This window comes from Chromobacterium sp. ATCC 53434 (assembly GCF_002848345.1).
Lineage (GTDB): Bacteria > Pseudomonadota > Gammaproteobacteria > Burkholderiales > Chromobacteriaceae > Chromobacterium.
In genome coordinates, this window is sequence record NZ_CP025429.1 from 4,583,899 (window position 1) to 4,608,803 (window position 24,905).

Genomic DNA, 24,905 nt, shown 5'->3' on the forward strand with positions numbered 1-24,905 from the left:
CGTCCAATAGCCGTACCGGCGCCGACAGGCGCCGGCCTTCGCTCGGGAGTCCCCCAATGTTGAAACTGCGTCAAACCGCGCTGCTGGTCCTGCTGGGCCTGGCCGGCGCCGCCCAGGCCCAACCGGTCTGGATTTCGGTAGGCGATCAGGGCTACCAGTTGTTGCGCAAGATAGACACCGGCGTCAAGAGCCAGGAAAACCGCAAGCTGGCGGCCGACGGCCGCCTCGCCAAAGGCGACGCCGCCGGCGAAACCGTGCACCTGGTACAGGTGGACGAGGCGCTGCTGCCCAAGCTGTCCGACGCCATCCACGAAAACCTGCGCCACTGCGGCGGCTTCATCGTCCACCGCGACCTGCAGGAAGCCCGCGCCGCGCTGAACGGCCCGGCCGCGCCGCTGGCCAAGACCGTCGCGCCCAGCTACGCGATAGACAACCAGGCCGTCGTCAACAAGCTGTTGCCGCAACTGCAGGACAGCAATGTGCTGGGCACCATCCAGTCGCTGTCCAATTACCAGAACCGCTTCTACACCACCAGCCACGGCGTCAACGCGTCCAACTGGATCGCCGCCCAGTGGAAACAGCTGGCCGGCAGCCGAACCGACGTCACCGTCGAGCAGTTCGCCCATGCCGGCTGGCCGCAGAAATCGGTGATCCTGACCATCAAGGGCAGCGACAACGCGGCGGAAACCATCGTGTTGGGCGGCCATCTGGACTCGACCATAGGCAGCGGCACCGGCGAAAGCAGCCGCGCGCCGGGCGCCGACGACGACGCCTCCGGCGTGGCCAGCCTGACCGAGGTCGCGCGCGTGCTGCTGGCCGGCAACTACCAGCCGCGTCGCACGATCAAGTTCATCGCCTACTCGGCCGAGGAGGTCGGCCTGCGCGGCTCGGCCGACATCGCCAAACGCTACAAACAGCAACAGGCCAATGTGGTCGGCGCGCTGCAGCTGGACATGACCAACTACCAGGGCGACGCGCAGGACATCTTCCTGTTCACCGACTACACCAACGCCGCGCAGAACACCTTCCTCGCCAATCTGGCCAAGACCTATCTGCCCACGCTGAAAGTCGGCTACAGCCAGTGCGGCTACGCCTGCTCCGACCACGCCTCGTGGACGGCCCAGGGCTATGCGGCGTCGTTCCCGTTCGAGTCCAGCTTCAACAATTCCAATCCCTACATCCACAGCCGCAACGACACGCTGGCAAGCTCGGGCAATCAGGCCAAGCATGCGCTGAAGTTCTCGCAGCTAGCGCTGGCCTACGCGGTGGAACTGGGCAGCGACGGCCCGGCCAAGCTGCGCTGAAGCACTCGACGATTTGCTCCGTCGCGGCGCTTGCCGCAACGCGGCCCGGTTTGCCCGGGCCGCGTTTTTTATGGTTCGATCGGCGCGGCATGCTGTCGCATTTCCGCTCATACCACAGTCAAGTTTCAGGCAAAACGGCAATTTTTCATTATTTTTTACCATTGTTTAAATCAAAAAATCATTGAAATGCCGCGTCGCCTGGATGATTCGCTCCATCGATAGTTGATTTATATAATTACAACTGTCTAAACGTACAGTTAATGACCGACAGGCAAAGCCAATAGTCTTGTCCATGTCGGGATTGAACGTACTGAAACCATTCAATCGGTTCCGATCTCGCCGCGCGCCTGGCAGGGCCGCCGCGTGATCGCCTGTCATCCCGAGGCTGGCCGCAGACGTTGTCCGGATCGCGCCCGGACCGTGGACGACGACGCCAGACGATGAGCGCGGCCACTGCCGCCGCACCGTTCAGGCATCGACGCCCGGCTTTGCTGGAGGACGGCAACGCCATCCGACAACACCGCGGCTCCGCAGACGCCGGCTATCAGCCGGCGACATCACGCGGGACCTACCCTGGTCCCGCCCTGTTCTGGAGTCCGTGATGAAAAAACCGCAATGGATGTTGCACAGCCTGGCGCTGTGCGCGCTGACGATGAACGGTCCGGTCGCGATGGCGGCCGAACGCATCGATCTGGCGCGGCAGGACAAGGTCCAGCCCCGCGCCGCCGTCACCGCCGCGCCGGCCTTCTCCGGCGTCGGCCAGGCCGATCTGAAGCCGCTGCGCAGCGCCCGCTTCGCCGGCGGCATGGTCGTCACCCGCTACCAACAGTACTACCAGGGCGTGCCGATATGGGGAGAGGCCGTGGTCGAGGAGAAACAGGCGGGCGCGTTGACGGCCTCCGCCGCCAGACTGTCCGGCCATTACATCGCCGACATCCAGTCCGACCTCGCCTCGGCCAGGCCGACGCTGAGCGCCGCCCAGGTACTGAGCCAGGCCAAGGCGCTGAAGGCCGACGGCTACGCGACCCGCAACGACAAGACCGAGCTGGTGGTGCGCCTGAACGCGCAAAGCGTCGCCCAGCTGGTTTATCTGGTGTCCTTCGTCGTCGACGATGGCAAAGCGCCCAGCCGCCCCCACTTCATCATCGACGCCAACAACGGCCAGGTCCTTCAGCAATGGGAAGGCCTGAACCACGCCGAGGCCGGCGGCCCCGGCGGCAACGCCAAGACCGGCCAGTACACCTACGGCAAGGACTACGGCCCGCTGATCGTCACCAGCGACTGCAAGATGGACAGCGGTAACGTCGCCACCGTCAACCTGAACGGCGGCACCCGCGGCAACACGCCGTTCCAGTTCGCCTGCCCGACCAATACCTACAAGCGGATCAACGGCGCCTACTCGCCGCTGAACGACGCCCATTACTTCGGCAACGTGGTGTTCAATATGTACCGGGACTGGTTCGGACTGCGTCCGCTCAGCCAGAAGCTGCTGATGAAGGTCCACTACAGCCGCTATTACGAGGACGCGTTCTGGGACGGCGAGGCGATGAATTTCGGCGACGGCTTCATCGACTTCTATCCGCTGGTGGCGCTGGACGTGTCGGCGCATGAAATCAGCCACGGCTTCACCGAGCAGAACTCCGGCCTGATCTACAGCGGCCAGTCCGGCGGCATCAACGAGGCCTTCTCCGACATGGCCGGCGAGGCGGCCGAGTATTACATGCGGGGCCGGAACGACTTCCAGGTGGCCGCCGAAATCTTCAAGAAAAAAGACGCGGCATTGCGCTATATGGCCAATCCGCCCCAGGACGGCCACTCGATCGGCAACGCCAAGGACTACTACAACGGTCTGGACGTGCATTATTCCAGCGGCGTGTACAACAAGGCCTTCTACCTGATCGCCACCAGCCCCGGCTGGAACACCCGCAAGGCCTTCGAAGTCTTCGTCGACGCCAACCGCCTGTACTGGACCGCCAATTCCACCTTCAACAGCGCCGCCTGCGGCGTGGTCAAGGCGGCCAACGCCCGCGGCTACGACGGCGCCGACGTGACCAAGGCCTTCGCCGCCGTCGGCGTGGCTTGCCAATAAGCCGACGCCTCCACCAACGCGGCACGGCCGGCGTCGCCTGATGCCGGCCTGCGCTCGGGAGTCCCCCAATGTTGAAACTACGTCAAACCGCGCTGCTGGTCCTGCTGGGCCTGGCCGGCGCCGCCCAGGCCCAGCCGGTCTGGATTTCGGTAGGCGATCAGGGCTACCAGTTGTTGCGCAAGATAGACACCGGCGTCAAGAGCCAGGAAAACCGCAAGCTGGCGGCCGACGGCCGCCTCGCCAAAGGCGACGCCGCCGGCGAAACCGTGCACCTGGTACAGGTGGACGAGGCGCTGCTGCCCAAGCTGTCCGACGCCATCCACGAAAACCTGCGCCACTGCGGCGGCTTCATCGTACACCGCGACCTGCAGGAAGCCCGCGCCGCGCTGAACGGCCCGGCCGCGCCGCTGGCCAAGACCGTCGCGCCCAGCTACGCGATAGACAACCAGGCCGTCGTCAACAAGCTGCTGCCGCAACTGCAGGACAGCAATGTGCTGGGCACCATCCAGTCGCTGTCCAATTACCAGAACCGCTTCTACACCACCAGCCACGGCGTCAACGCGTCCAACTGGATCGCCGCCCAGTGGAAACAGCTGGCCGGCAGCCGAACCGACGTCACCGTCGAGCAGTTCGCCCACGCCGGCTGGCCGCAGAAATCGGTGATCCTGACCATCAAGGGCAGCGACAACGCGGCGGAAACCATCGTGTTGGGCGGCCATCTGGACTCGACCATAGGCAGCGGCACCGGCGAAAGCAGCCGCGCGCCGGGCGCCGACGACGACGCCTCCGGCGTGGCCAGCCTGACCGAGGTCGCGCGCGTGCTGCTGGCCGGCAACTACCAGCCGCGTCGCACGATCAAGTTCATCGCCTACTCGGCCGAGGAGGTCGGCCTGCGCGGCTCGGCCGACATCGCCAAACGCTACAAACAGCAACAGGCCAATGTGGTCGGCGCGCTGCAACTGGACATGACCAATTACCAGGGCGACGCGCAGGACGTCTTCCTGATCACCGACCACACCAACGCCGCGCAGAACGCTTTCGTCGCCGACCTGGCCGCAAGTTATCTTCCGGCGCTGAAAGTGGGCTACAGCCAGTGCGGCTACGCCTGCTCCGACCACGCCTCGTGGACGGCCCAGGGTTACGCGGCGTCGTTCCCGTTCGAGTCCAGCCTCGACCATCACAACCCCTACATCCACACCAGCCGCGATACGCTGGCCAACTCCGGCAACCAGGCCAGACACGCGCTGAAGTTCTCGCAGCTGGCGCTGGCCTACGCGGTGGAACTGGGCAGCGACGGCCCAGCCCAAGCGCTCTGAACGAGCGGCGGCCCATGATTTTCCCCATCGCGACGCACACCGGCAGCAGCCCGCCACCGTCGTCGAACGACAAGCAGGCAGGCCAAGACCCCATGCCCCAACCACCGGCCGGCGGCGCCGGCCTTTCGGGAGTATCGACATGTTGAAACCGAGTCAAACCGCGCTGCCTATCCTGGCGATCCTGCTGGGCCTGGCCGGCGCCGCCCAGGCCCGACCGGTCTGGATTTCGATAGGCGAGCCGGCCTACCAGCTGCTGCGCAAGATAGACACCAAAGCCAGCAGCCGGCTGAGCCGCCAAACGCCGACCGGCGAAACCGTGCGCCTGGTCAGGGTGGACGAGGCGCTGCTGCCCAGCCTGTCCGACGCCATCCACGACAATCTGCGCCACTGCGGCGGCTTCATCGTCCACGGCGACCTGCGGCAGGCCCGTGCCGCGCTGAACGGACCGGCCGCGCCGCCGGCCGGCATCGTCGCGCCCGCTTACGCGATAGGCCAGCAGGCCATCGTCGCCAAGCTGCTGCCGCAACTGCGGGACAGCAATATCGTCGACACGATCCGGACCCTGTCCAACTACCAGAACCGCTTCTACACCAGCCGCCACGGCGTCGACGCGTCCAACTGGATCGCCGCGCAGTGGACGCGGCTGGCCGACGGCCGCGGCGACGCCGCCGTCGAGCAGTACGTCCATGCCGGCTGGCCGCAGAAGTCGGTGATCCTGACGATCAGGGGAACGGACGAGGCGATGGAGACGGTGGTGCTGGGCGCCCACCTCGACTCCTCCATCGGCAGCGACGCCGGCGAGAGCGGCCGCGCGCCGGGCGCCGACGACGACGCCTCCGGCGTGGCCAGTCTGACCGAAGTGGCGCGCGTGCTGCTGGCCGGCGACTACCGGCCGCGCCGCACGATCCAGTTCATCGCCTACTCGGCGCACGAGGTGGGCCTGCGCGGCTCGACCGACATCGCCCGACGCTACCGGCAACAGCGGATCGACGTGGTCGGCGCGCTGCAGCTGGACATGACCAATTATCCGGGCGACGCGCAGGACATCTTCCTGATCACCGACGACACCAGCCGGGCGCAGAACGCCTTTGTCGCCGACTTGGCCAGGACCTATCTGCCCGCGCTGAAGGTCGACTACAGCCAGTGCGGCTACGCCTGCTCCGACCACGCCGCGTGGACGGCGCAGGGCTATGCCGCGTCGTTCCCGTTCGAGTCCAGCTTCGACAAGCGCAACCCGCACATCCACACCGACCACGACACGCTGGCCAACGCCGACGAGCAGGCCAGGCATGCGCTGAAGTTCTCGCAGCTGGCGCTGGCCTACGCGGTGGAGCTGGGCAGCGGCGGCCCGGCCAGGCCGCGCTGACGCGCTCGACGATTTGCTCCGTCGCGGCCCTTGCCGCAACGCGGCGCCGGCCGGACAGGGCCGGGCCGCGTTTTTTATCAACCGGTGTTGCGCAAGCCGGCGGCGGTGCCGTTGATCGTCAGATGGATGGCGTACAAGGCGTCCTCGTCGTCCGGCTCGGCGCGCAAGCGCGCCAGCAGGTCGGCCTGCAGCAGGCCCAGCGCGTCGAGGAAGGGCAGCCGGGTTTCCAGGCTGCGGCGCAGCGTCGGGTTGCCCTCCAGCAACGCCGCCTGGCCGGTGATGGCGAAGAAGGCGTCGTGGGTTTTCTGCCATTCGGCCTTGACGATGCCGAACAGGCGCGCCGCCAGCTCGCGATCGGCCACCAGGCCGGAGAAGCGGCGGGCGATGCCCAGATCGGCCTTGGCCAGCACCTGCTCCATATTGGACAGCATCACCTGGAAGAACGGCGAATGGCGGTACAGGTGCTGCAAGCGCGCCAGACCGGCGTCGCCGTGCCTCTGCACATAGGCGGCCACCGCCGAGCCGACGCCGAACCAGCCGGGCAGCATCAGCCGCGACTGCGACCAGGAGAACACCCAGGGAATCGCCCGCAGATCGGTGATGGCCGACAGGCTCTTGCGCGAGGCCGGCCGGCTGCCGATATTGAGCTGGGCGATCGCCGTCACCGGCGTCGCCTCCAGGAAGTACTGCATGAAGCCCGGCGTCTCCACCAGCGCGCGATAGGCGGCGAAGGCGCTGGCCGACAGCTCGTTGAACAGGCCGGCGTCCACCTCGCCGCCGGGCGCCTTGCCCAGGCTGGCCTCCAGCGTCGCCGCCACCAGCGCCTCCAGATTGCGGCCGGCGATGGCCGGATCGGTATATTTGGCGGTGATCACCTCGCCCTGCTCGGTGATGCGGATGCGGCCGGCGACGCTGCCGGCCGGCTGAGCGACGACGGCCTCGTACGACGGGCCGCCGCCGCGGCCGACCGAGCCGCCGCGGCCATGGAACAACTGCAGGCGCACGCCGGCGTCGGCGAAGGCCCTGACCAGGCGGGTCTCGGCCTGGTACAGCTGCCACTGGCTGGTCAGATAGCCGCCGTCCTTATTGCTGTCGGAATAGCCCAGCATCACCTCCTGCACCCGCTCGCGGCTGTCCAACAGCTGCTTGTACCACGGCAGCGCGAACAGCGCGCGCATCACGCGCTCGCTGTCCTCCAGGTCGGCGATGGTTTCGAACAGCGGCACCAGGTTGACGCTGGCGCGCGGCACGCCGTCCTCCAGCCGGATCAGCCCGGCCTCCTTGCACAGCAGCGCCAGCGCCAACACGTCGCTGACATCGGCGCAGTTGGAAATGATGCACTGGCCGATGGCCTCGACGCCGAACTCGCGCTGTATCGCCGCCGCCTCGCGGAAGATCGCCAGCTCCTTCTCGGCCTGCTCGCCGTAGCGCAGATACGGCGAGAACAACAGCCGCGGCGTCGCCAGTTCGCGGATCAGCACCCGCACCCGCGCCGCCTCGTCCAGCGCGCGGTATTCCTCCAGCCCGGCGGCGCTGAACAGCTCGGCCACCACCGCCTCGTGCACCGCCGCGTGCTGGCGCAGATCCAGCGGCATCAGGAAGAAGCCGAACACGTCGACGCTGCGGATCAGCCGCGCCAGCCGGCCGTCGGCCAGCGGCGCGCTGCCATGGGCGCGCAGCGACGCCGACAAGGCGGCCAGATCGCGAATCAGCTCGCGGTGGTCGCGGTAGGGCTGGCGCTCGTCCCAGCGGCAGGCCAATTCGACGCCGCGCAGGCGGGCGGCGGCGCGCAAACGGCCCTGCATCGTCGCCAGCGCGCGCCGGTACGGCTCCTCGGCCCGGCTGACGGCGCCGTCCGGCGAATCGGCCGCCAGCGCCAGCACCTCGGCGCCGACCTCGACCAGCCGCGACGACAGCGACAGCTCGCGGTACAGGCTGTGCAGCTCGCGCAGATAATGCTCGAAGGCCTGCTGCGCCTGGCGCGTCACCGCGTGGCGCAGCAGGCCGGCGTCGACATTGGGATTGCCGTCGCGGTCGCCGCCTATCCAGCTGCCGACGCGGACGAAGGACGGCAACAGCGGCGCCTCGCCCCACAATTGGCCGACCTCGCGCTCCAGCCGCTGGTACAGCGCCGGCAGGGCCTCGAAGAAGGCCAGCGGGTGGTAGGCGACGCCGTTGGTGATCTCGTCGCGCACCGTCATCTTGAAATGGCGGATTTCCGAGGTCTGCCACCATGCCAGCATCACCCGCTTCAGCTCGGCCTCCAGCTGCGCCCTGTCGTCAGGCGTCAGATCCGCCGCGTTCAGGCGCGACAGCAAGCCCCGCACCGCGCGCTGCGCTTCCAGCACGCTCTGGCGCTGCACCTCGGTCGGGTGCGCGGTCAGCACGGCGCCGACCTGGGCATGGCTCAGCAACTGGTGCAGCGCGTGGAAGCTGACGCCATCCTGGTGCAGCCTGGCCAGCGCCCGGCCGACGCTGCCCTGCTGCGGCGCCGAGCCGGCCAGCTGGTGGGCGCGGCGACGGCGGTTGTGATGCAGGTCCTCGGCGATATTGAATAGCTGGGCGTACAGGCCGCAGGCGCGCAGCAGCGAGGCGGCGGCCCGCGGCGCCAACTGCGGCAGCGGCTGGCTGCGCTCGTCGCCGCGGCGGCCGGCGATGGCCTGCACCGCGCCGGCCAGCAACGGCCCCTCCTGTTCGCTGACCACCTCGGCCAGCAATCGGTCCAGCCGGGCGAGGTCGGCGCGTAGCGGTTCGTCCTTGTCGTGTTCGCTCATATTCTTGTCGTCCCTTGTCTGCACTGGTCGGCGACCAAACATTCATCATAAGCAGCTTGCGCGCTGTAGTGGCCAGACTACGGCAATTTCGCGGCCCGCGCCTTGATCTTGCTGCGTCGCAGCAACAAGCAGGCCAAGTCCATGACGGCAGCGTGGTAGAATCGGCGGCATTTCTCCCCAACACGGGACCCGGTTTCATGGACAAGATCGTCATCGCCAGCCGCGAAAGCCGGCTGGCCATGTGGCAGGCCGAGCACATCCAGGCTCGGCTGCAAGCGTTGTACCCGCACCTGACGGTGGACATCCTCGGCATGACCACCCAGGGCGACCAGATTCTGGATAAGACCCTGTCGAAGATCGGCGGCAAGGGCCTGTTCGTCAAGGAACTGGAACAGGCGCTGCTGGACGGCCGCGCCGACCTGGCGGTGCACTCGCTGAAAGACGTGCCGATGACGCTGCCGGACGGCTTCGCGCTGACGGCGGTGTGCGAACGCGAGGACCCCCGCGACGCCTTCGTCTCCAATCATTACCAGAGTCTTTCCGAGCTGCCCGCCAGCAGCGTGGTCGGCACCTCCAGCCTGCGCCGCGAGGCGCAGCTGCGCGCCCGCTTCCCGCAGCTGGCGGTCAAGCCGCTGCGCGGCAATGTGCAGACCCGGCTGAAAAAACTGGACGACGGCGAGTTCGACGCCATCATCCTGGCCGCCGCCGGCCTGAAGCGCCTGGGCCTGGCCGAGCGCATCCGAAGCGAGCTGGCGCCGTCGGAAAGCCTGCCGGCCGCCGGCCAGGGCGCGCTGGGCATCGAGATCCGCGCCGATCGCGCCGATCTCGCCGCGCTGCTGGCGCCGCTGAACGATCCGGCCACCCGCGCCTGTACCGCCGCCGAGCGCGCGCTGGCCCGCGAACTGGGCGGCAGCTGCCAGGTGCCGCTGGGCGCCTTCGCCACGCTGGCCGACGGCGCGTTGACGCTGGGCGGCCTGGTCGCCCATCCGGACGGCTCGACGGTGCTGACCGCCAGCGCCAGCGGCCCGGCCGACTACGCCGAGGCGCTGGGCCGCGCGGTGGCCAAGCAACTGATCGACGCCGGCGCCCGCCCGCTGATAGACGCGGTGCTGGCCGAGCCGCGCTGACAAGCGGCGTCTTTATATAAAAGGAGACGGCAATGGAGCCGTGTGTCGCGCTGATTCGCGGTATCAACGTCGGCAAGGCCAAGCGCGTCGCGATGGCCGAGCTGCGCCAGATGGCGGCCGGGCTCGGCGCCGAAGCGGTCGCCACCTTGCTGAACAGCGGCAATCTGGTCTGTCGCCACCACTCGGCGCCTTTGCTGGCCGAGGGCCTGGAGGCCGCCATCGCCCGCGACTGCGGCTTTTCCGCCCGGGTGTTGGCGCTGGCCGGCGCCGCGCTCGACGACATCGTCGCCGCCAATCCCTACGCCGGCCTGGCCGACGACCCGGCCCGGCTGCTGCTGGCGTTTCCGCTGGAAACCGCCGCGCTGGCCGGCTGTGCCGCCGTCGAATACGACCGCGCCGGACCGGAACGGCTGCACATCGGCGCCGGCGCGGCCTATCTGTGGTGCGCGGCCGGCCTGATGGACAGTCCGCTGGCCGCCGACTTCACCCGCCGGCTGGGCGAGCGCTTCACCGTCCGCAACTGGGCTACCGTGCTGAAACTGCAACAGGCGCTGCCGCGATGAAACGCATCCTGGCCGCCCGCCCGCTGGCGCAATGCGCCGACCTGCTCGATCGTCTGCGCGCCGAAGGCTGGCGGGCCGAACACTTGCCCTTGATGGAGATCGCGCCACAGGCCGGCGCGCTGGATGCGCTGCCGGCGCTGGCCGCCGCGGCCGACGCGCTGTTCTGGGTCAGCCCCAGCGCGATAGACATAAGCTGGCCGGCGCTGGCCGGCGCCGATCTCGCCGGCAAGCGGCTGGCCTGCGTCGGCGCGGCCAGCGCCGACAAGCTGGCGCGACTGGCCGGCTGGCCAGTGTTGCATCCCGCCTCGGGCAGCGACAGCGAGGCGCTGCTGGCCTTGCCGGAGCTGGCCGATGTCTCGGGCCAGCGCTGGCTGATCGTCCGCGGCCTGGGCGGCCGCGCGCTGCTGGCGGACACGCTGGCGGCGCGCGGCGCCCTGGTCGGCGTCGCCGAAGTCTACCGCCGCCTCGACGGCGCGCCGGACTGGACCGCCTTCGACGCCTCGCCGCCCGATGCCGTCATCGTTTCCTCAAGCGAAATGGTAGAGCAATTGTTCCGACTGGCTGGCCCGCGCCGGACTGGGGCGCTACAATGCCTGCTGTACTGTGTGCCGCATCCGCGCATAGCCGAGCGCCTGGCCGCTCTCGGCGCGGCACGCGTCGTGACAACCCGGGCCGACGACGCCTCCCTTGTCGCCGGCCTCAAAGAATGGTTCCGTCGTCACCCATGAGCGAATCCCAGATCCACGAAGCCATCCCGGCCGCCGCGCCCCGCAAGCGCCCGACCTTCGCCTTCCTGTTGGCCGCCGCCGCTCTGGGCGTGGCCGGCTGGCAGTTCTACAGCACCCAGCAGCAGCTGGAGTCGATGCGCCAGGAACTGGCGCGCCGGCTGTCCGAGGGCAGCGGCGCCGGCAAGGAGCAGCGCGCCATCGCCGAACAGGCGCTGGTGGCGACGCGCGCCACCGACGGCAAGCTGGCCCTGGTCGAAGCCCGCGTCAACGAAGCGGCCGGCCAGTACGCCACGCTGAACGGCATGTACCAGGAGCTGACCAAGAATCGCAGCGACTGGCTGTTGTCGGAAATCGAGCACACGCTGGCCATCGCCAGCCAGCAGCTGCAGCTGGCCGGCAATGTCAGCGCCGCGGTGTCGGCGCTGGAAATGGTCGACGCGCGGCTGTCCAAGTTCGACCGCCCGCAGCTGATCGGCGTCAAGAAGGCGGTCGCCTCCGATCTGGAAAAACTGAAGGCGCTGCCTTATCTGGACACCGTCGGCCTGACCGTCAAGATCGACCGGCTGATGCTGGGCGTGGACGCGCTGCCGCTGGCGGTGGACTCGCACCGGCTGGGCAGCGCGCGGACGGCAACGCCGGCGGCCGCGCCCGCCAACTTGCCGTGGTGGGAACGCCTGAGCTACGAAATCAGCCAGAGCCTGGGCGAACTGATCCATATCCGCCGGATGGACAAGCCGGAAGCGCTGCTGCTGTCGCCGGAGCAGGCTTTCTTCCTGCGCGAAAACTTGAAGATGCGCTTGCTGGACGCCCGTCTGGCGCTGTTGCAGCGCGACGGCAAGACCTACGCCGCCGACGTCGCCGCCGCGCGCAGCTACGTGCAGCGCTACTTCGACCGCGACGCCGCCGCCGCCACCCAGTGGCTGACGACGCTGGGCGAACTGGAAGGCGCGCCATTGGACATCAGCCTGCCCGACATGGCCGCCAGCCTGAAGGCGGTGCGCGATGCCCAGGGCAATAGCGGGGAGTAAACGGTGAAATTCGCATTGTGGATTACCGGCCTGTTCGCGCTGGCCGTGCTGGTGGGGCTGGCCTCCACCCTGAACACCGGCTACGCCATCCTGTTCCTGCCGCCGTACCGGATGGAAGTGTCGTTCAATCTGATGATCGTGCTGGTGGTGGCGCTGATCGTCGCCACCCACGTCGCTCTGAGACTGATCGCGCTGGCCGCCGATCTGCCGCGCCAGGTGCAGCGCTTCCAGCGCCAGAAGAAGCTGAAGGCGGCCCGCCACGCGCTGCGCGAAGCCGGCATCGCCTTCTTCGAGGGCCGCTACCAGCGCGCCGAGCGCGAAGCGGCCAAGGCCCTGAACGACGAGTACGCGCCGGAAAACCGCGCGCTGGCGCTGCTGATCGCCGCCCGCGCCGCCGGTTCGGCCGGCGCCGGCGACAAGCGCGACGTCTACCTGAACCAGCTGGATTCGCTGCCGGAACGGCTGCAGCTGGCGCGCCACATGCTGGACGCCGAGCTGAAACTGGAGAACAAGGACGCGCTGGGCGCGCTGGGCGCGATCGAACGCGTGCGCGCGCTGTCGCCCAATCTGACCAACGCGCTGCGGCTGGAGTTGAAGGTGCGGCTGCTGCAGAAACAGCCGGAGGCCATCCTGACGCTGACCGAGAAGCTGTTGAAGGCCGACGCGCTGGAGCCGGAACAGGCGCGCCGCTACCGGCTGGCCGCCTACCAGCAGCAGCTGACCGGCCTGCTCGGCGAACGCGAGGTGCGCGACTGGCTGCGCCGCATTCCCGAGGTCGAGCGCGCCAATCCTCAGCTGCTGCAGCAGGTGGTCGCCCATCTGATCCGCCTGCAGCAGTACGACTACGCCGCCACATTGCTGGCCGGCGCGCTGGCCGGCGACGAGACCGAGCTGCCGGAACTGGCGCGCGAGCTGGGCCAGCTGGCCAGCCATCTGAGCGTGGAAAAGCGCCTGGAGCTGCTGAAGAATGCCGAGAACTGGCTGAAACAGCGGCCGCGCGACCACTGGCTGTTGCTGGCGCTGGGCCGACTGGCGCAGACGCAGCAGTTGTGGGGCAAGGCGCAAAGCTATCTGGAGGCCAGCGTGTCCATCCAGCCGACGCTGTGCGCCCACGCGGAGCTGGCGCGGCTGTTCGAGGCCACCGGCAAGGAAGAGCAATCGCAGCAGCACTATCGCAAGAGCCTGGAATTGGCGCTGAGCCAGGGCTGCTGAGCCCGCGACGCCGCCGTGCCGATGCCGCCCGCCTGCCAGGCCGGCGTCATTTTTCTTGCCCGCGGACAAAAAAAATCGGACTCCGCTCGGAGCCCGTTCATGCCAACGTGGACTGGCAACAACAAATCGATACGAGAGTGCAGGGCGGCATCTTGTCTGACAATAATGATGCCGGGCAACGAAAGCTGTGCCAGAATCAACCATTATGCATGGCAGAACCGCTTGCCATGCATGACGGCTGTCGTCGCCATGTCGCCGGCACGCGGCGACATCCTCAGCAGCATACGTGGTGGCGCCGATTTGCACAAAGCAGTTAATCTCATCAAAACCATGAAGAAAAGGCATGTAACAGCATGAAGCTGCCTCCGCTGAATGCCCTGCGCGTATTCGTCGTTGCCGCCGAACACCTGTCGTTCACCCGCGCCGCCGCCGCGCTCAGCCTGACCCAAGGCGCAATCAGCCGCCACGTCCAAACCCTGGAAGAATATTACGGCGCCACCCTGTTCACCCGCCAGGCCCGCGGCCTGGCTTTGACCGCCGAAGGCGAGGCCTTGCTGAAGCCGGCGCGCGAGGCATTCCAATTGCTCAATGAGGCCAGCGAGGCGCTCAGACTGCGCCAGAGCGACCTGCGGGTGCGGATGCCGCCGACGCCGGCGATGCGCTGGGTGCTGCCCAATCTGGCCGACTTCCAGGCGCGCCATCCCGAATACACCTTGCACCTGCTGACGCAGCTGATCCACAACAAACCGTTCAATCGCGCCGAGTACGACCTCGCCGTCGTCGGCCTGTCCAGCCCGGAGGCCGCGCCCGACCTGCGGCTGGAATGCATCTGCCGCGAGAAGCTGATTCCGGTGTGCTCGCCCAGCCTGCTGGCCGGCAAGCATCCGCTGCACACGCCGCAGGACCTGCAACACCACACTTTGTTGCATCCGTGGCGCGATCAGAACACCTGGAAGCGCTGGCTGAAGCTGGCCGGCGTCAACGGCGTCAATCCGGAGAGCGGCGTCACCTTCGACGCGCTGGAATACGCGCTGCACGCGGCGGTGGCCGGCATGGGCGTGACGCTGGCCCAGGCCTCGATGGTGACGCAGGATCTGGACAGCGGCCGGCTGGTGATCCCATTCGACACCGTGCTGGAAACCGAGTGGGCCTACTATCTGGTCTATCCGCACGAGCTGGCCGAGCTGCCCAAGGTCCGCGCCTTCCGCGACTGGCTGGTGCATACCGTCGCCCACAGCGAGGAAGCCAGCTGGCTGGCGCGCCAGGGCTACTGAGCCCCTTCGCCGCCCGCGTCCGCCGGCGCGGCAACATCTGTTAACCGCAAGCGCTTGGACAGCCCGCCGGGCTGTCGGCAAAATGATTGCCATAGCAATTATTGACCTTGCAATCATGAATACGCCCTCTACACCCGCCGGCCTCGCCGCCGCGCTGGATTTCCGCCAACGGCTGATGGCCATGCTGGGCCTGTGCTGCGTGCTGATCATGGTGGCGCTGGACCAGACCGTGGTCGGCACCGCGATGCCGACGGTGGTGGCCGACCTGCGCGGCTTCGCGCTGTACGCCTGGGTCGGCACCGCCTATCTGCTGACCTCGGTGATCACCGTGCCCATCTTCGGCAAGCTAGGCGACGACCACGGCCGCAAGCCGTTCGTGCTGACCGCCATCGTGCTGTTCACCGCCGCCTCCGCCTTGTGCGGCCTGGCGCAGGACATGCCGCAGCTGGTGCTGGCGCGCGCGCTGCAGGGCGTCGGGGGCGGCATGCTGGTGGCCACCACCTTCGCCAGCGTGCCCGATCTGTTCCCGCATACCCGCGAGCGGCTGCGCTGGCAGGTGATGCTGTCGGCCTCCTTCGGCCTCGCCAATGCCGTCGGCCCGTCGCTGGGCGGCTTCCTGACCGAGTATTTCGGCTGGCGCTGGGTGTTCTACGTCAATCTGCCGGTCGGCGCGGTCAGCCTGTGGTTCGTCTGGCGCTATCTGCCGGTGATCCGCCACGCCCAGCGGCCGTCGTCGCGGCTGGACTGGCAGGGCGCGATGCTGATCGCGCTCTTCCTCGGTTCGCTGCAACTGGCGGTGGAATGGCTGCCGCAAGGCAAGCCGGCGCCGCTGCTGGCCGCCTTGGCCGCGCTGTCGCTGGCCGCCTTGCTGGGCCTGATCTGGTGGGAAAAGCGCAGCCCCAATCCGCTGCTGCCGCCCAGCATGCTGACCCACCGCGGCCTGGCGCCGCTGTTCGGCCTGTCCTTGCTGATGGGCTTCGGCATGTTCGCCGTGATGTACTACGCGCCGCTGATGTTCCAGGCCGGCTTCGGCCTGTCGCCGAACCAGGCCGGCATTCTGGTGACGCCGCTGGTGGTGTGCATCACCATAGGCAGCATGCTGAACGGCCGCATCGTGCAGCGGCTGCGCCATCCGACCCGGCTGCTGGCGCTGGGTCTGCTGATGTTCGCGCTGACCGCGGCGCTGCTGAGCCGGGCGACGCCGGCCACCGCCCACGCGCTGATCATCGCCGACATGGTGGTGGGCGGGCTGGGCCTGGGCCTGTTGATGCCCAATCTGACCATCTTCGTGCAGCAACTGGCGCCGCGGCAGCAGCTGGGCGTCTCCACCGCGATGCTGCAATCGACGCGGATGATAGGGGGCATGCTGGGCACCGCGGTGATGGGCGCCGTGGTCAGCCACCACTTCCAGCGCGGCGTGGCCGCGCTGGTGGCCGGCGATGCGCGCGGCGGAGACTGGCTGCGCTGGCTGGCCGATCCGCAGACGCTGCTGAACGCCGCCTCGCTGGCCCAATTCCGCGCGGCGGCGGCGGCAGCCCACCCCGACGCGCTGCTGGCCGCCACCCGGCTGCGGCTGGTCGACGCCATACATTTCAGCCAGTGGCTGGTCGCGGCCGTGCTGTTGCTCGGCCTGTGGCTGGTGCGCAAGGTGCCGGCGATCCAGCTGACCGCCGCGCCGGAGCCGCGACATGACTGAGCGCAATCTGCTGCAACAGCTCGGCCGCAGCACCCGTGCGATGTACGGCGCCTTCGAGAGCCGGGTCGGCCACCCGCTGCCGCGCTGGCGCATCCTGACGGCGCTGGAGGAGTTGCAGCCGGCCAGCCAGAAACAACTGGCCTGCCACCTGCAGATGGACCCGGGCGCGCTGACCCGGCAACTGAAGCAACTGGAGGCGGAACGGTTGGTGCGGCGCGATACCGACCCGGCCGACAACCGGCAGACGCTGGTGACGCTGGACCAGACCGGAACCGAGCTGCTGCGCCAGGCGGCGCCGCAACGGCAGGCCTTCTTCCGCCAGGCGCTGGCGGACATCGACGCGCGGCAGCTGGAAACCGCGCTGCAGGTGCTGCGTCAGCTGGAACAGCGTTTCCGCGACATGGCGGCCGACCCGGACTAGCTGGTGGCCGCGGCGGCGCCGGAGTCGCCATGGGCGACCGCCATCCGGTTGCGTCCCTGCTGCTTGGCGCGGTACAACTCGCGGTCGGCGGCCTCGATCAGCTGGCGGCTGTCGTGCGCCTCGCGCGGCAGGATGGCGGCGCCGCCTATGCTGATGGTGACGATGGCGGCCAGCGCCGAACCGGCATGCGGCAGCTGCAGCTCGCGCACCGCCGCCAGCACCGCTTCGCCGACGACGCCGACGCCGTCCTCGCTGGTGTCCGGCAGCAGACAGACGATCTCCTCGCCGCCGTAGCGCGCCACCAGGTCCTGCGGCCTGCGCACGCTGCTGCGTATCGCCTGCGCCACCTCGCGCAGGCAGTAGTCGCCGCTGACATGGCCGTAGTGGTCGTTGTAAAGCTTGAAGTGGTCGATATCTATCATCAGCACGCCCAGCGGCGCGCCCAGGCGGCGCGCCCGGCGCCATTCGCCATCCAGGCTCTCCTCGAAACTGCGCCGGTTGGCGATGCCGGTGACCGGATCGACCCGCGACAGCGCCAACACCTCGGCATGCGACTGCTCCAGCGCCAGCGTGCGGATGCGCACCTGCTGTTCCAGCTGCTCCCGCTGCAGCCTCAGCTCCAGTTTCACCTGTCGCTGCTCGCTCATCAGCGCGCCGACGCACAGCGACACCACGGTCAGGATGCCGGCGTAGGTTTGCAGGACGATCAGCGTGCTGTAGGCGGAATAGCCCAGATAGGGGCCGCCGCCATGGCGCGTGCCCCACAAGGCCAGCCACACGATCAGCAGCAGCGCCAGCACCACCTCGCGCGGGGTGAAGCGGAAGGCCGCCCAGGACACCAGCGGCAGCACCAGCATGTCCAGCGGATAGGTGGTGTCCAGCGTCGGGTGCCACCAGACGAAGATGCTGGCGGTCAGCAGCGCCACCATGCCGAAGTAGGCCAGCATCTCGTACCAGGCTTCCCGCCCCTGCCGCGGCAGGCCATGGCGGTGGAAAGCCAGACAGGCGCTGCCGAACAGCAAGGTGCCGCTGGCGCTGCACAACCACCACAGGCAGAACCTCGACACCAGCTGTTTTTGCGGCAGTTGTTCGGCCAGGAACAGCGCGCCGACGGCGATCAGGCTGCCCAATAGCGTCGCCGCCGCCACGATCACGCAAAACGCCAGGCAGTCGCTGAAACCGTCCATCGGATTGCGGCGGCCGATATGGCGCCGCACCAGCCAGGCGCCGATCAGCGTCTGCGCCAGCACCGCCAGCGCCGCGCCGGCGGCCGGCAGCATCCAGTGCAGGCCGCCCAGCTCGGGCTGCCAGCGCCGGCCCTCGATCAGCAAGGCGCCCAACAGCACGCCCGGCCACACCCGCCATCCCAGCAGCAATAGCGCGGCCAGCGCCAGGCCCGGCTGCGGCCACATCACGCTGTCCATGCCCAATTCCAGCACCAGCAGCTTTTCGCCTCCCCATGCCGCCAGGCAGTAGGCCGCCGCGACCAGCAGATTGGCCAGCCAGTCGGGCGGAGCCGGAAAACTGGGTAGGATGCCGCGCATGAAATCCTCTCAACGAGACAGGCCGCGGCCGGATAAGCCGGCCGCGCGATAGTGTCATCGTAGTTGGCGAATGCCCCAGGCGCTGCCCGGCGCGCGGCGCGCGGACGAAAAAATGGCCGGAGCAAGGCTCCGGCCGGCTTTTCATCCACAAAGGATAAGGCTTACATTTTCACGCCCAGCTCGCGCAGGCGCTCGTCCAGATAGGCGCCGGCGCTGTAGCGGTCGGACAGCGTCACTTCCGGACGCGGATGCAGGAACAGCGGCAGCGAGATGCGGCTCTTCTTCGCGCCGTCGCCGCTGGGATTGACCACGCGGTGCTGGGTGGACGGATAGTAGCCGGCGGACGCTTCTTGCAGCATGTCGCCGATATTGACCACCAGGGTGCCGAAATCACAGGGCACGTCCAGCCACTCGCCGTCCTTGCCCTGCACCTGCAGGCCCGGCTCGTTGGCGGCCGGCAGGATGGTCAGCAGATTGATGTCGCCATGGGCCGCGGCGCGCAGCGAGCCGGCCGGCTCCTCGCCGGTCAGCGGCGGGTAGCGCAGCACGCGCAGCAGCGTCTGCTGGCTGTCTTCTATCATGTGCGACAGCGGCTCGCGGTAATTGGCGGCGATGGCGGCCGGCGTGTACTGCTGCACCCAGGACAGCAGTTCGCGCGCCAGCTGGTTGGCGATGCCGTAGTAGCGCTCGGCGTCGGCCTTCAGTTGCGGCGGCACGCGGCCCCACGGATAGACGTGGAAGTATTCCTTGATGTCCTTCAGCGCGGCGCCCTTGGCGGTTTCCGACACTTCCGGCGAAAACCAGCCGTCCTGCTTCTCCACCGAGAAGGCGTAGTCGAGCTTTTCGTCGCTGTTGAAGAAGCCCAGCCAGTCGGCGTAGATCTTTTCGACCAGGTCTTGCGGAATCGGGTGGTTGGTCAGCACGCCGAAGCCGGTTTCGTGCAGAGAACGGGTGAACTGTTCCGCGGCGTCCGGGGCGCGGTAATCGACAACTCTGACGTTCATGGGGTGGTTTTCCTGATGAACCCGACGCCGCCATGCAATATCGGGGCGGACGCCGGCCGCGCGCATTGTAGCGGCTAAGCTACATGCCGCCAAGCCGATGGCATCGGCGCTGTTGGAAAAGCGCCAAGCGCGCGGCGCCGCCGCGTTTCATGCCCCGGACGGCGCGGCGACACGCCGGCGCGGACAACGCAGGCGGTCTGCGCGCCGGCGCCGTCGACCGCAGCCCGCTGTATTTAAATGACGGTCAAACCCGCTGATCCATGTCCAGCGCCGGCGTGCCGGGACAGGCCTGCGCGACGACCCGCGCCGGCACGCCGGCCACGGTGGCGTGCGGCGGCACGTCCTCCAGCACCACGCTGCCGGCGCCGACCTTGGCGCAATCGCCGACGCGGATATTGCCCAGCACCGAGCTGCCGGCGCCCAGCATCACGCCGTCGCCTATCTTCGGATGGCGGTCGCCGCGCTCCTTGCCGGAGCCGCCCAGCGTCACGCCGTGCAGGATGGACACATTGTTGCCGATGACGGCCGTCTCTCCGACCACCAGGCCGGTGCCGTGGTCCAGCATCACGCCGTGGCCGATGCGCGCCGCCGGATGGATGTCGGCGCCGGTCACTTCGGAAATGCGGTTCTGCAGGAACAGCGCCAGCGTCGCTCGGCCCTGCCGCCACAGCCAGTGCGTGATGCGCTGGCTCTGTATCGCGTGGAAGCCCTTGAAGTACAGCAGCGGCGTCGAATAGCGGTCGCAGGCCGGATCGCGCTCGTAGCTGGCGCGGATGTCGGCGCGCATCGCCGCGCTGAGGCCGGGATCGGCCTGGAAGGCCTCGCGGAACAGCTCGAACATTGCGCGCGGGTCCATCACCGGACTGGCGAGCTTGCTCGACAGATGGAAGGCCAGCACGTCTTCCAGCGTGGCGTGGCGCAATACCGTCATGTGCAGAAAGCTGGCCAGCAACGGCTCATCTTCGACCGCCGCCAGCGTCTCGTCGCGGATGGCCGACCACAGCGGATCAACCAGGGGGGAATTCATCGGATGCTCCGGAAATGACTTCTAGTCGGAATATTGTAGCCTGCCACAAGCCGCCCCGTCAGACAAAGGCCGCCGTCGTCAGAATCGGTCCGCCAAGCCGACTAAGCTGAAAATAGCGGAGGAACGACGATGAAACGGTTGGCGACGCTGTTGCTGCTGTGCGCGCTGGCCGCGCATGCCGCCGCGCCCGAGGTGCCGGGCTGGAGCGAATACCGGTCCGGCCGTCTGGCGGCCGCCCGCGTCGCCTTCTGGCAGGCGGCCGAGAACGGCGACCGGGTCGCGGCCTTCAACTTGGCGATGATGGACTGGAACGGCGAGGCCGGGCCGGTCGACAAGCGGCAGGCGCTGTACTGGCTCAGGCGCGCCGCCGAACTGCAGCTGGCGCAGGCGCAGCACGCGCTGGGCCTGCTGGCCGAGCGCGGCGACGGCGTGCCCAAATCGCTGGTCGAGGCGACCCGCTGGTTCACGCTGGCCGCCCGACAGGGCTATCTGCCGGCCGAGCTCGATCTGGGCACCCAGTACTTCCTCGGCCGCGGCGCGCCGCAGGACGACAGGCTGGCCGCCTACTGGTACGAGGAGGCGGCCAAGCAGGGCGACGCCGGCGCCCAGTATCTGATCGCCAGCATGTACGAACACGGCCAGGGCGTGCGGCGGGACATTCCGGCGGCGATACGCTGGTACGCGCGGGCCGCCGCCCAGGGCGATCCCGGCGCGCGCGCCAAGGCGCTGGATCTGGCGCGGCGCGAGAGCGCGCGCCGCGCTCACAGCGCGTCCAGCGGCAGCTTCAGATAGCGCACGCCGTTGTCCTCGGCCGGCGGCAGCGCGCCGGCGCGGATATTGACCTGCACCGCCGGCAGCAGCAATTGCGGCATCGCCAGCGTCTGGTCGCGCGCCGCGCGCATCGCGACGAAGTCCGCCTCGTCGACGCCGTCGCGCGCATGCAGATTGGCGCGGCGCTGCTCGGCCACCGTCGCGCACCACGCCGCCTCGCGGCCCGGCGGCGGATAGTCGTGGCACAGCAGCAGCCGGGTGGCGTCCGGCAAGGCCAGCAACCGGCGGATCGAGCGGTACAGCTCGCGGGCGTCGCCGCCGGGAAAGTCGCAGCGGGCGGTGCCGACATCGGGCATGAACAGCGTGTCGCCGACGAAGACCGCGTCGCCGACGCGGTAGCCGACGTCGGCCGGCGTATGGCCGGGCAGCGCCAGCACCGTGGCCTCCAGCTCGCCGATATGGAAGGTCTCGCCGTCGTCGAACAGCCGGTCGAACTGCGAGCCGTCGCTGCGAAACGCCGGCTCCAGATTGAACACGCGGCCGAAGATGGCCTGCACCTCGGTGATGCGGCGGCCTATCGCCAGGCTGCCGCCGGCCTGCCGCTTCAAATAGGCCGCCGCCGACAGATGATCGGCATGGGCGTGGGTTTCCAGTATCCATTGCAGCGTCAGCCGCCGCTCGGCCAGGAAGGCCAGCAGCCGGTCGGCCGAGCCGTGGCCGGTGCGGCCGGAGCGGGGATCGAAGTCCAGCACCGGATCGACCACCGCGGCATGGCCGCCGGGATGGTCGTGGACGATGTGGCTGATGGTGCCGGTGGCGGCGTCGTAGAAGCTGGCTATCTGCGCGGGCATCGCGTCCTCAGTGCTGGCGGGGCCGGGTAATCATACTGAAACCTATAATGTTTCTCGCCATCCCGCCAGCATGTCGGTGATCCGCCTCAGTCGGCGAACGCGAAAGCCTCGCCGCTGCCGGCGCGTATCGCCTCGGCCAGCGTGGCGAAGAACTCGGCGCCGTCGCGGCTGGCGATCCAGCCGCCGTCGCGGCGCGAGAAGTGGTAGCCGCCGCTCCTGGCGGCGATCCACATCTCCTGGTTGACCGCATGGCGGTTGACGATCACCTTGTCGCCGCCGTCAAACTCGATCTCCAGCACATTGCCCTGGCGCAAGGTGTCGGCGTCCAGGCCCTGCGCGTCTATCGCCGCCTCGATGCGGTCGAAGATGGCGTCGCTCAATTGCAGAAATTCGCTTTCGGTCATGATGTCTGTCCTGATTGCGCCGGGCGCGGGCAACACGGCCCGGCGGGGTTTTGCTAGTATGCTGATTTTGCCATATCGGATAGCGTCAGTATGCGTACCCTGCTCGTCTGCGCCAGCATGTTCCTCTTTCTCGCCGCCTGCGGCTACAAGGGCCCGCTGGTGCTGCCCAAGGCCCCGACCGGCCATCATGCCGCCAAACCGGCGGCCTCGGCGCCGCAAGCCGCGGTCCCGGCCGCCGCCTCCGCCGCGCGCTGAAAGCCGATGTCATAAGGATATTGCCAAGCGATCGCTTGTCGAACCGGGCCATGGCCTAGAATGGCCGTCGTCAACTCGGGAGTGGGAACTGCCATGCACTACGCGCGCCACCTGGAACACCATACCATCGTCAACCCGTTTCCCGGCATCGCCAAGCTCGAAGCGGCGCTGGGGCACAAGGTGGTCTGCCGCCTGGGCGCCAACGAAAGCATGGCCAAGCCCGATTCGCCGCTATTGGCCGAATGGGGCGAGCTGCTGACCGAGCTGGCGCGGCTGTATCCGGACCCGTACGCGCTGGCCCTGCGCGAGCTGGCCGCCGAGCGCCACGGCGTCGAAGCGAGCCAGGTGCTGTTCGACAGCGGCGCCGACAGCCTGATCCTGCTGGCGCTGCGGCTGCGCTGCAATGCCGGCGACGCGGTGGTATGCAGCGCCGGCACCTATCCCGCTTTCCGCTACTTCGCCGAGGGCGTCGGCGCGCGCATCCTGGAAGTGCCGTACCAGCAGCACGGCGTCGGGCTGCGCCCCGACCTTGCCCGGCTGTGCGAGGTGGCGCACGCCGAACGCGCCGTCGTGCTGTATCTGGCCAATCCCGACAACCCGACCGGCCACTACTGGTCCGCCGCCGACATCCTGGCCCTGCGCCAGCAGCTGCCGTCGCAAACGCTGCTGATCCTGGACGAGGCCTATGTCGATTTCTGCGTCGATCCGCAGGACGCGCCGCCGGCCGGCGCGATGGCCAATACGCTGCGGCTGCGCACGCTGTCCAAGGCTTACGGCCTGGCCGGCCTGCGCGTCGGCTTCGCGCTGGCGCCGGCCGACATCATCGCCAAGGCCGACCAGATCCGTCCGCAGTACGCGCTGTCCGGCCTGGCCCAGCACGCGGCGCGGCGAGTGCTGGAAGACCCGGACTACAGCGTCCAGCTGGTGCAGGCCACGCTGCAGCTGCGCGACAAGCTGGACGCGGCGCTGCGCGCCCGCGACCTGACCGTGCTGCCGTCGCACACCAACTTCGTCGCCGTTGTCTATCCGAACGCCACCGCCGCCGAGGCGATCCAGCGCTGCCTGCTGGCCGACGGCATCGCGGTGCACCGCCCGCCGCACCCGGCCCTGCGCCATCTGCTGCGCGTCACCGCCCAGCCGCCGGCGCTGTCGAGCAAGGTGCTGGACGCGCTGGCCGGCCACCGCTGAGTCCGCCCGCCGGCGGTGAATAGTTGCGTTGACCCCAGGTAACGCCAGTGACATAAGCGGTACGGAAATCTTTCCATATCGCATGTCACCGATGATGAAACCTTCCCTCGCACTGGCGGCGTTGCTGCTGCCGCTGGGCGCCGCCGCCGCGCCCATCACCAATTTCGATTCGCCGCCGGTCGTCGACCTGGCCGGACAGCTGCGCGCGCAAGCGCACGGCGCGCGCGCCGTCGCCGTGCAACAGCTGGACACCGCCAGCGGCGACGGCATTCTGCGCGCCGCGGCCGACACTCGCCAACGGCTCAATCCAATGGAATCGCCGAAGAGCGACGCCAAGGCGCTGGCCGCCCACGCCGGGCTAGCCCAGCGCAAGGGGCCGCTGCTGACCGTCTCGGCCGGCAACGGCAGCCGGCTGCAGTTCAAGAGCTGGCGCACCAGCCAGGGCGATGGCGACAGCTCCGCCTTCGCCTACCAGGGCCCGCTGGCCGGCGGCGCGCTGCAGCGGGTGGACCTGTGGTTCGGCCACGACGCGCCCGGCAGCCTGCTGATCGACAACCGCGACGGCAAGGTCTACTTCACCTACAGCACCGAGAACATCGTCGCGCCGGCCCCGGACGGCAAGGCGCTGCTGCAGGTGCAGACCGAATCCGACTGGCGCCTGCAACTGTCGCCGCTGCCGCAGAGCGGCCAGGGCGGCCTGTTCTGCAGCCTGCGGCGCGACAGCGGCGCCAGCACCGTCTTCAAGTCCTGGCAGGGTGACGCCGTGGGGCTGGAGCTGGAGCAGGGCGGCCAGCGCGTCGCGCTGCGCATCGCCCGCGACGGCGGCGCGTGGCGGGTGGCCGCCAGCCAGCCGGCGATGCTGGCCCGGCTGGGCCTGCGCTGCAGCCTGCCGCGCTGACGCCCGCGGCGCCCGCCTGGCGCGGGCGCCGGCCGTGATGAACCCAAGCAAGAAAACCATTCGAA

Annotated in this window: 22 protein-coding genes; 16 read left to right on the forward strand and 6 right to left on the reverse strand. The window is 68.6% G+C overall.

What is annotated here, in order from left to right:
* The first annotated feature begins 56 nt into the window (after positions 1-56).
* From CXB49_RS20405 to CXB49_RS20420, 4 genes are all read left to right on the forward strand, one after another.
* The gene (locus CXB49_RS20405; protein ID WP_101710064.1) at positions 57-1,304 is read left to right on the forward strand and encodes a M28 family metallopeptidase; all 1,248 of its coding nucleotides are present in this window, start codon (positions 57-59) and stop codon (positions 1,302-1,304) included.
* Positions 1,305-1,905: 601 nt separating this feature from the next.
* Positions 1,906-3,393, forward strand: coding sequence for a M4 family metallopeptidase (locus CXB49_RS20410; RefSeq protein ID WP_101710065.1), 1,488 nt, complete (start codon positions 1,906-1,908; stop codon positions 3,391-3,393).
* Between the two features lie 68 nt (positions 3,394-3,461).
* A complete protein-coding gene (locus tag CXB49_RS20415) occupies positions 3,462-4,709 on the forward strand; it encodes a M28 family metallopeptidase (protein WP_101710066.1) in 1,248 nt (415 codons plus the stop codon).
* 139 nt (positions 4,710-4,848) lie between these two features.
* Positions 4,849-6,075 (forward strand): M28 family peptidase, encoded by a 1,227-nt coding sequence (locus CXB49_RS20420; RefSeq protein WP_101710067.1) that lies wholly within the window; start codon positions 4,849-4,851, stop codon positions 6,073-6,075.
* Positions 6,076-6,152: 77 nt separating this feature from the next.
* Here the strand turns inward: CXB49_RS20420 and ppc are convergent, their stop codons facing one another.
* Positions 6,153-8,849, reverse strand: a complete 2,697-nt coding sequence (gene ppc / locus CXB49_RS20425) for a phosphoenolpyruvate carboxylase (RefSeq protein ID WP_101710068.1) — start codon at positions 8,847-8,849, stop codon at positions 6,153-6,155.
* A gap of 197 nt (positions 8,850-9,046) precedes the next feature.
* Between ppc and hemC the strand changes: the two genes are divergently transcribed.
* From hemC to CXB49_RS20465, 8 genes are all read left to right on the forward strand, one after another.
* Entirely contained in the window at positions 9,047-9,976 is a 930-nt protein-coding gene (gene hemC, locus CXB49_RS20430; RefSeq protein WP_101710069.1) for a hydroxymethylbilane synthase, read from the forward strand.
* A gap of 32 nt (positions 9,977-10,008) precedes the next feature.
* Positions 10,009-10,539, forward strand: coding sequence for a DUF1697 domain-containing protein (locus tag CXB49_RS20435; protein WP_101710070.1), 531 nt, complete (start codon positions 10,009-10,011; stop codon positions 10,537-10,539).
* Positions 10,536-11,267: a uroporphyrinogen-III synthase gene (locus CXB49_RS20440; RefSeq protein ID WP_101710071.1), complete on the forward strand. Its 732-nt coding sequence runs from the start codon at positions 10,536-10,538 to the stop codon at positions 11,265-11,267. Before CXB49_RS20435 ends, CXB49_RS20440 begins: the two co-directional genes overlap by 4 nt.
* Positions 11,264-12,295, forward strand: coding sequence for a uroporphyrinogen-III C-methyltransferase (locus tag CXB49_RS20445; protein ID WP_101710072.1), 1,032 nt, complete (start codon positions 11,264-11,266; stop codon positions 12,293-12,295). The genes CXB49_RS20440 and CXB49_RS20445 overlap by 4 nt, the downstream gene beginning before the upstream one ends.
* Before the next feature lie 3 nt (positions 12,296-12,298).
* The gene (locus CXB49_RS20450) at positions 12,299-13,507 is read left to right on the forward strand and encodes a heme biosynthesis HemY N-terminal domain-containing protein (RefSeq protein WP_101710073.1); all 1,209 of its coding nucleotides are present in this window, start codon (positions 12,299-12,301) and stop codon (positions 13,505-13,507) included.
* Between the two features lie 353 nt (positions 13,508-13,860).
* On the forward strand, positions 13,861-14,781 hold the full coding sequence (gene gcvA / locus CXB49_RS20455; protein WP_101710074.1) for a transcriptional regulator GcvA: 921 nt from the start codon (positions 13,861-13,863) through the stop codon (positions 14,779-14,781).
* A 115-nt stretch (positions 14,782-14,896) separates the two neighbouring features.
* The gene (locus CXB49_RS20460; protein WP_233492872.1) at positions 14,897-16,477 is read left to right on the forward strand and encodes an MDR family MFS transporter; all 1,581 of its coding nucleotides are present in this window, start codon (positions 14,897-14,899) and stop codon (positions 16,475-16,477) included.
* Entirely contained in the window at positions 16,470-16,898 is a 429-nt protein-coding gene (locus CXB49_RS20465; RefSeq protein ID WP_101710075.1) for a MarR family winged helix-turn-helix transcriptional regulator, read from the forward strand. The genes CXB49_RS20460 and CXB49_RS20465 overlap by 8 nt, the downstream gene beginning before the upstream one ends.
* On the opposite strand, the gene CXB49_RS20470 is transcribed toward CXB49_RS20465, so the two are convergent.
* From CXB49_RS20470 to cysE, 3 genes are all read right to left on the reverse strand, one after another.
* Complete coding sequence (locus CXB49_RS20470; protein ID WP_101710076.1) at positions 16,895-18,442, reverse strand: MASE1 domain-containing protein; 1,548 nt, start codon at positions 18,440-18,442, stop codon at positions 16,895-16,897. The genes CXB49_RS20465 and CXB49_RS20470 overlap by 4 nt on opposite strands.
* A 161-nt stretch (positions 18,443-18,603) precedes the next feature.
* Positions 18,604-19,446 carry an isopenicillin N synthase family oxygenase gene (locus CXB49_RS20475; protein ID WP_101710077.1) on the reverse strand — a complete coding sequence of 281 codons (843 nt, stop codon included), beginning with the start codon at positions 19,444-19,446 and terminating at the stop codon, positions 18,604-18,606.
* A gap of 244 nt (positions 19,447-19,690) precedes the next feature.
* A complete protein-coding gene (gene cysE, locus CXB49_RS20480; protein ID WP_101710078.1) occupies positions 19,691-20,473 on the reverse strand; it encodes a serine O-acetyltransferase in 783 nt (260 codons plus the stop codon).
* 129 nt (positions 20,474-20,602) lie between these two features.
* On the opposite strand from cysE, the gene CXB49_RS20485 reads away from it, so the two are divergent.
* A complete protein-coding gene (locus tag CXB49_RS20485; protein ID WP_101710079.1) occupies positions 20,603-21,265 on the forward strand; it encodes a tetratricopeptide repeat protein in 663 nt (220 codons plus the stop codon).
* Here CXB49_RS20485 and CXB49_RS20490 read toward each other — a convergent pair.
* Complete coding sequence (locus tag CXB49_RS20490; RefSeq protein ID WP_101710080.1) at positions 21,235-22,095, reverse strand: MBL fold metallo-hydrolase; 861 nt, start codon at positions 22,093-22,095, stop codon at positions 21,235-21,237. The two genes, CXB49_RS20485 and CXB49_RS20490, sit on opposite strands and share 31 nt — an antisense overlap.
* Positions 22,096-22,181: 86 nt before the next feature.
* The gene (gene cyaY / locus CXB49_RS20495; RefSeq protein ID WP_199406910.1) at positions 22,182-22,502 is read right to left on the reverse strand and encodes an iron donor protein CyaY; all 321 of its coding nucleotides are present in this window, start codon (positions 22,500-22,502) and stop codon (positions 22,182-22,184) included.
* Positions 22,503-22,589: 87 nt separating this feature from the next.
* Here cyaY and CXB49_RS23990 point away from each other — a divergent pair, with 87 nt between their 5' ends.
* From CXB49_RS23990 to CXB49_RS20505, 3 genes are all read left to right on the forward strand, one after another.
* On the forward strand, positions 22,590-22,754 hold the full coding sequence (locus tag CXB49_RS23990; protein WP_199406729.1) for a lipoprotein: 165 nt from the start codon (positions 22,590-22,592) through the stop codon (positions 22,752-22,754).
* A 93-nt stretch (positions 22,755-22,847) separates the two neighbouring features.
* Positions 22,848-23,942: a histidinol-phosphate transaminase gene (locus CXB49_RS20500; RefSeq protein ID WP_101710082.1), complete on the forward strand. Its 1,095-nt coding sequence runs from the start codon at positions 22,848-22,850 to the stop codon at positions 23,940-23,942.
* 91 nt (positions 23,943-24,033) lie between these two features.
* A complete protein-coding gene (locus CXB49_RS20505; RefSeq protein ID WP_158300971.1) occupies positions 24,034-24,840 on the forward strand; it encodes a hypothetical protein in 807 nt (268 codons plus the stop codon).
* The last annotated feature ends 65 nt before the right edge of the window (positions 24,841-24,905 follow it).

Coding starts and splice junctions, on each gene's coding strand:
- CXB49_RS20420 (WP_101710067.1), top strand. CDS start 4,849: ATGTTGAAACCGAGTCAAACCGCGCTGCCTATCCTGGCGATCCTGCTG.
- CXB49_RS20405 (WP_101710064.1), top strand. CDS start 57: ATGTTGAAACTGCGTCAAACCGCGCTGCTGGTCCTGCTGGGCCTGGCC.
- CXB49_RS20410 (WP_101710065.1), top strand. CDS start 1,906: ATGAAAAAACCGCAATGGATGTTGCACAGCCTGGCGCTGTGCGCGCTG.
- ppc (WP_101710068.1), bottom strand. CDS start 8,849: ATGAGCGAACACGACAAGGACGAACCGCTACGCGCCGACCTCGCCCGG.
- CXB49_RS20440 (WP_101710071.1), top strand. CDS start 10,536: ATGAAACGCATCCTGGCCGCCCGCCCGCTGGCGCAATGCGCCGACCTG.
- CXB49_RS23990 (WP_199406729.1), top strand. CDS start 22,590: ATGCGTACCCTGCTCGTCTGCGCCAGCATGTTCCTCTTTCTCGCCGCC.
- CXB49_RS20490 (WP_101710080.1), bottom strand. CDS start 22,095: ATGCCCGCGCAGATAGCCAGCTTCTACGACGCCGCCACCGGCACCATC.
- cysE (WP_101710078.1), bottom strand. CDS start 20,473: ATGAATTCCCCCCTGGTTGATCCGCTGTGGTCGGCCATCCGCGACGAG.
- CXB49_RS20485 (WP_101710079.1), top strand. CDS start 20,603: ATGAAACGGTTGGCGACGCTGTTGCTGCTGTGCGCGCTGGCCGCGCAT.
- CXB49_RS20460 (WP_233492872.1), top strand. CDS start 14,897: ATGAATACGCCCTCTACACCCGCCGGCCTCGCCGCCGCGCTGGATTTC.
- CXB49_RS20500 (WP_101710082.1), top strand. CDS start 22,848: ATGCACTACGCGCGCCACCTGGAACACCATACCATCGTCAACCCGTTT.
- CXB49_RS20465 (WP_101710075.1), top strand. CDS start 16,470: ATGACTGAGCGCAATCTGCTGCAACAGCTCGGCCGCAGCACCCGTGCG.
- CXB49_RS20470 (WP_101710076.1), bottom strand. CDS start 18,442: ATGCGCGGCATCCTACCCAGTTTTCCGGCTCCGCCCGACTGGCTGGCC.
- CXB49_RS20505 (WP_158300971.1), top strand. CDS start 24,034: ATGATGAAACCTTCCCTCGCACTGGCGGCGTTGCTGCTGCCGCTGGGC.
- gcvA (WP_101710074.1), top strand. CDS start 13,861: ATGAAGCTGCCTCCGCTGAATGCCCTGCGCGTATTCGTCGTTGCCGCC.
- CXB49_RS20475 (WP_101710077.1), bottom strand. CDS start 19,446: ATGAACGTCAGAGTTGTCGATTACCGCGCCCCGGACGCCGCGGAACAG.
- CXB49_RS20415 (WP_101710066.1), top strand. CDS start 3,462: ATGTTGAAACTACGTCAAACCGCGCTGCTGGTCCTGCTGGGCCTGGCC.
- CXB49_RS20435 (WP_101710070.1), top strand. CDS start 10,009: ATGGAGCCGTGTGTCGCGCTGATTCGCGGTATCAACGTCGGCAAGGCC.
- hemC (WP_101710069.1), top strand. CDS start 9,047: ATGGACAAGATCGTCATCGCCAGCCGCGAAAGCCGGCTGGCCATGTGG.
- CXB49_RS20445 (WP_101710072.1), top strand. CDS start 11,264: ATGAGCGAATCCCAGATCCACGAAGCCATCCCGGCCGCCGCGCCCCGC.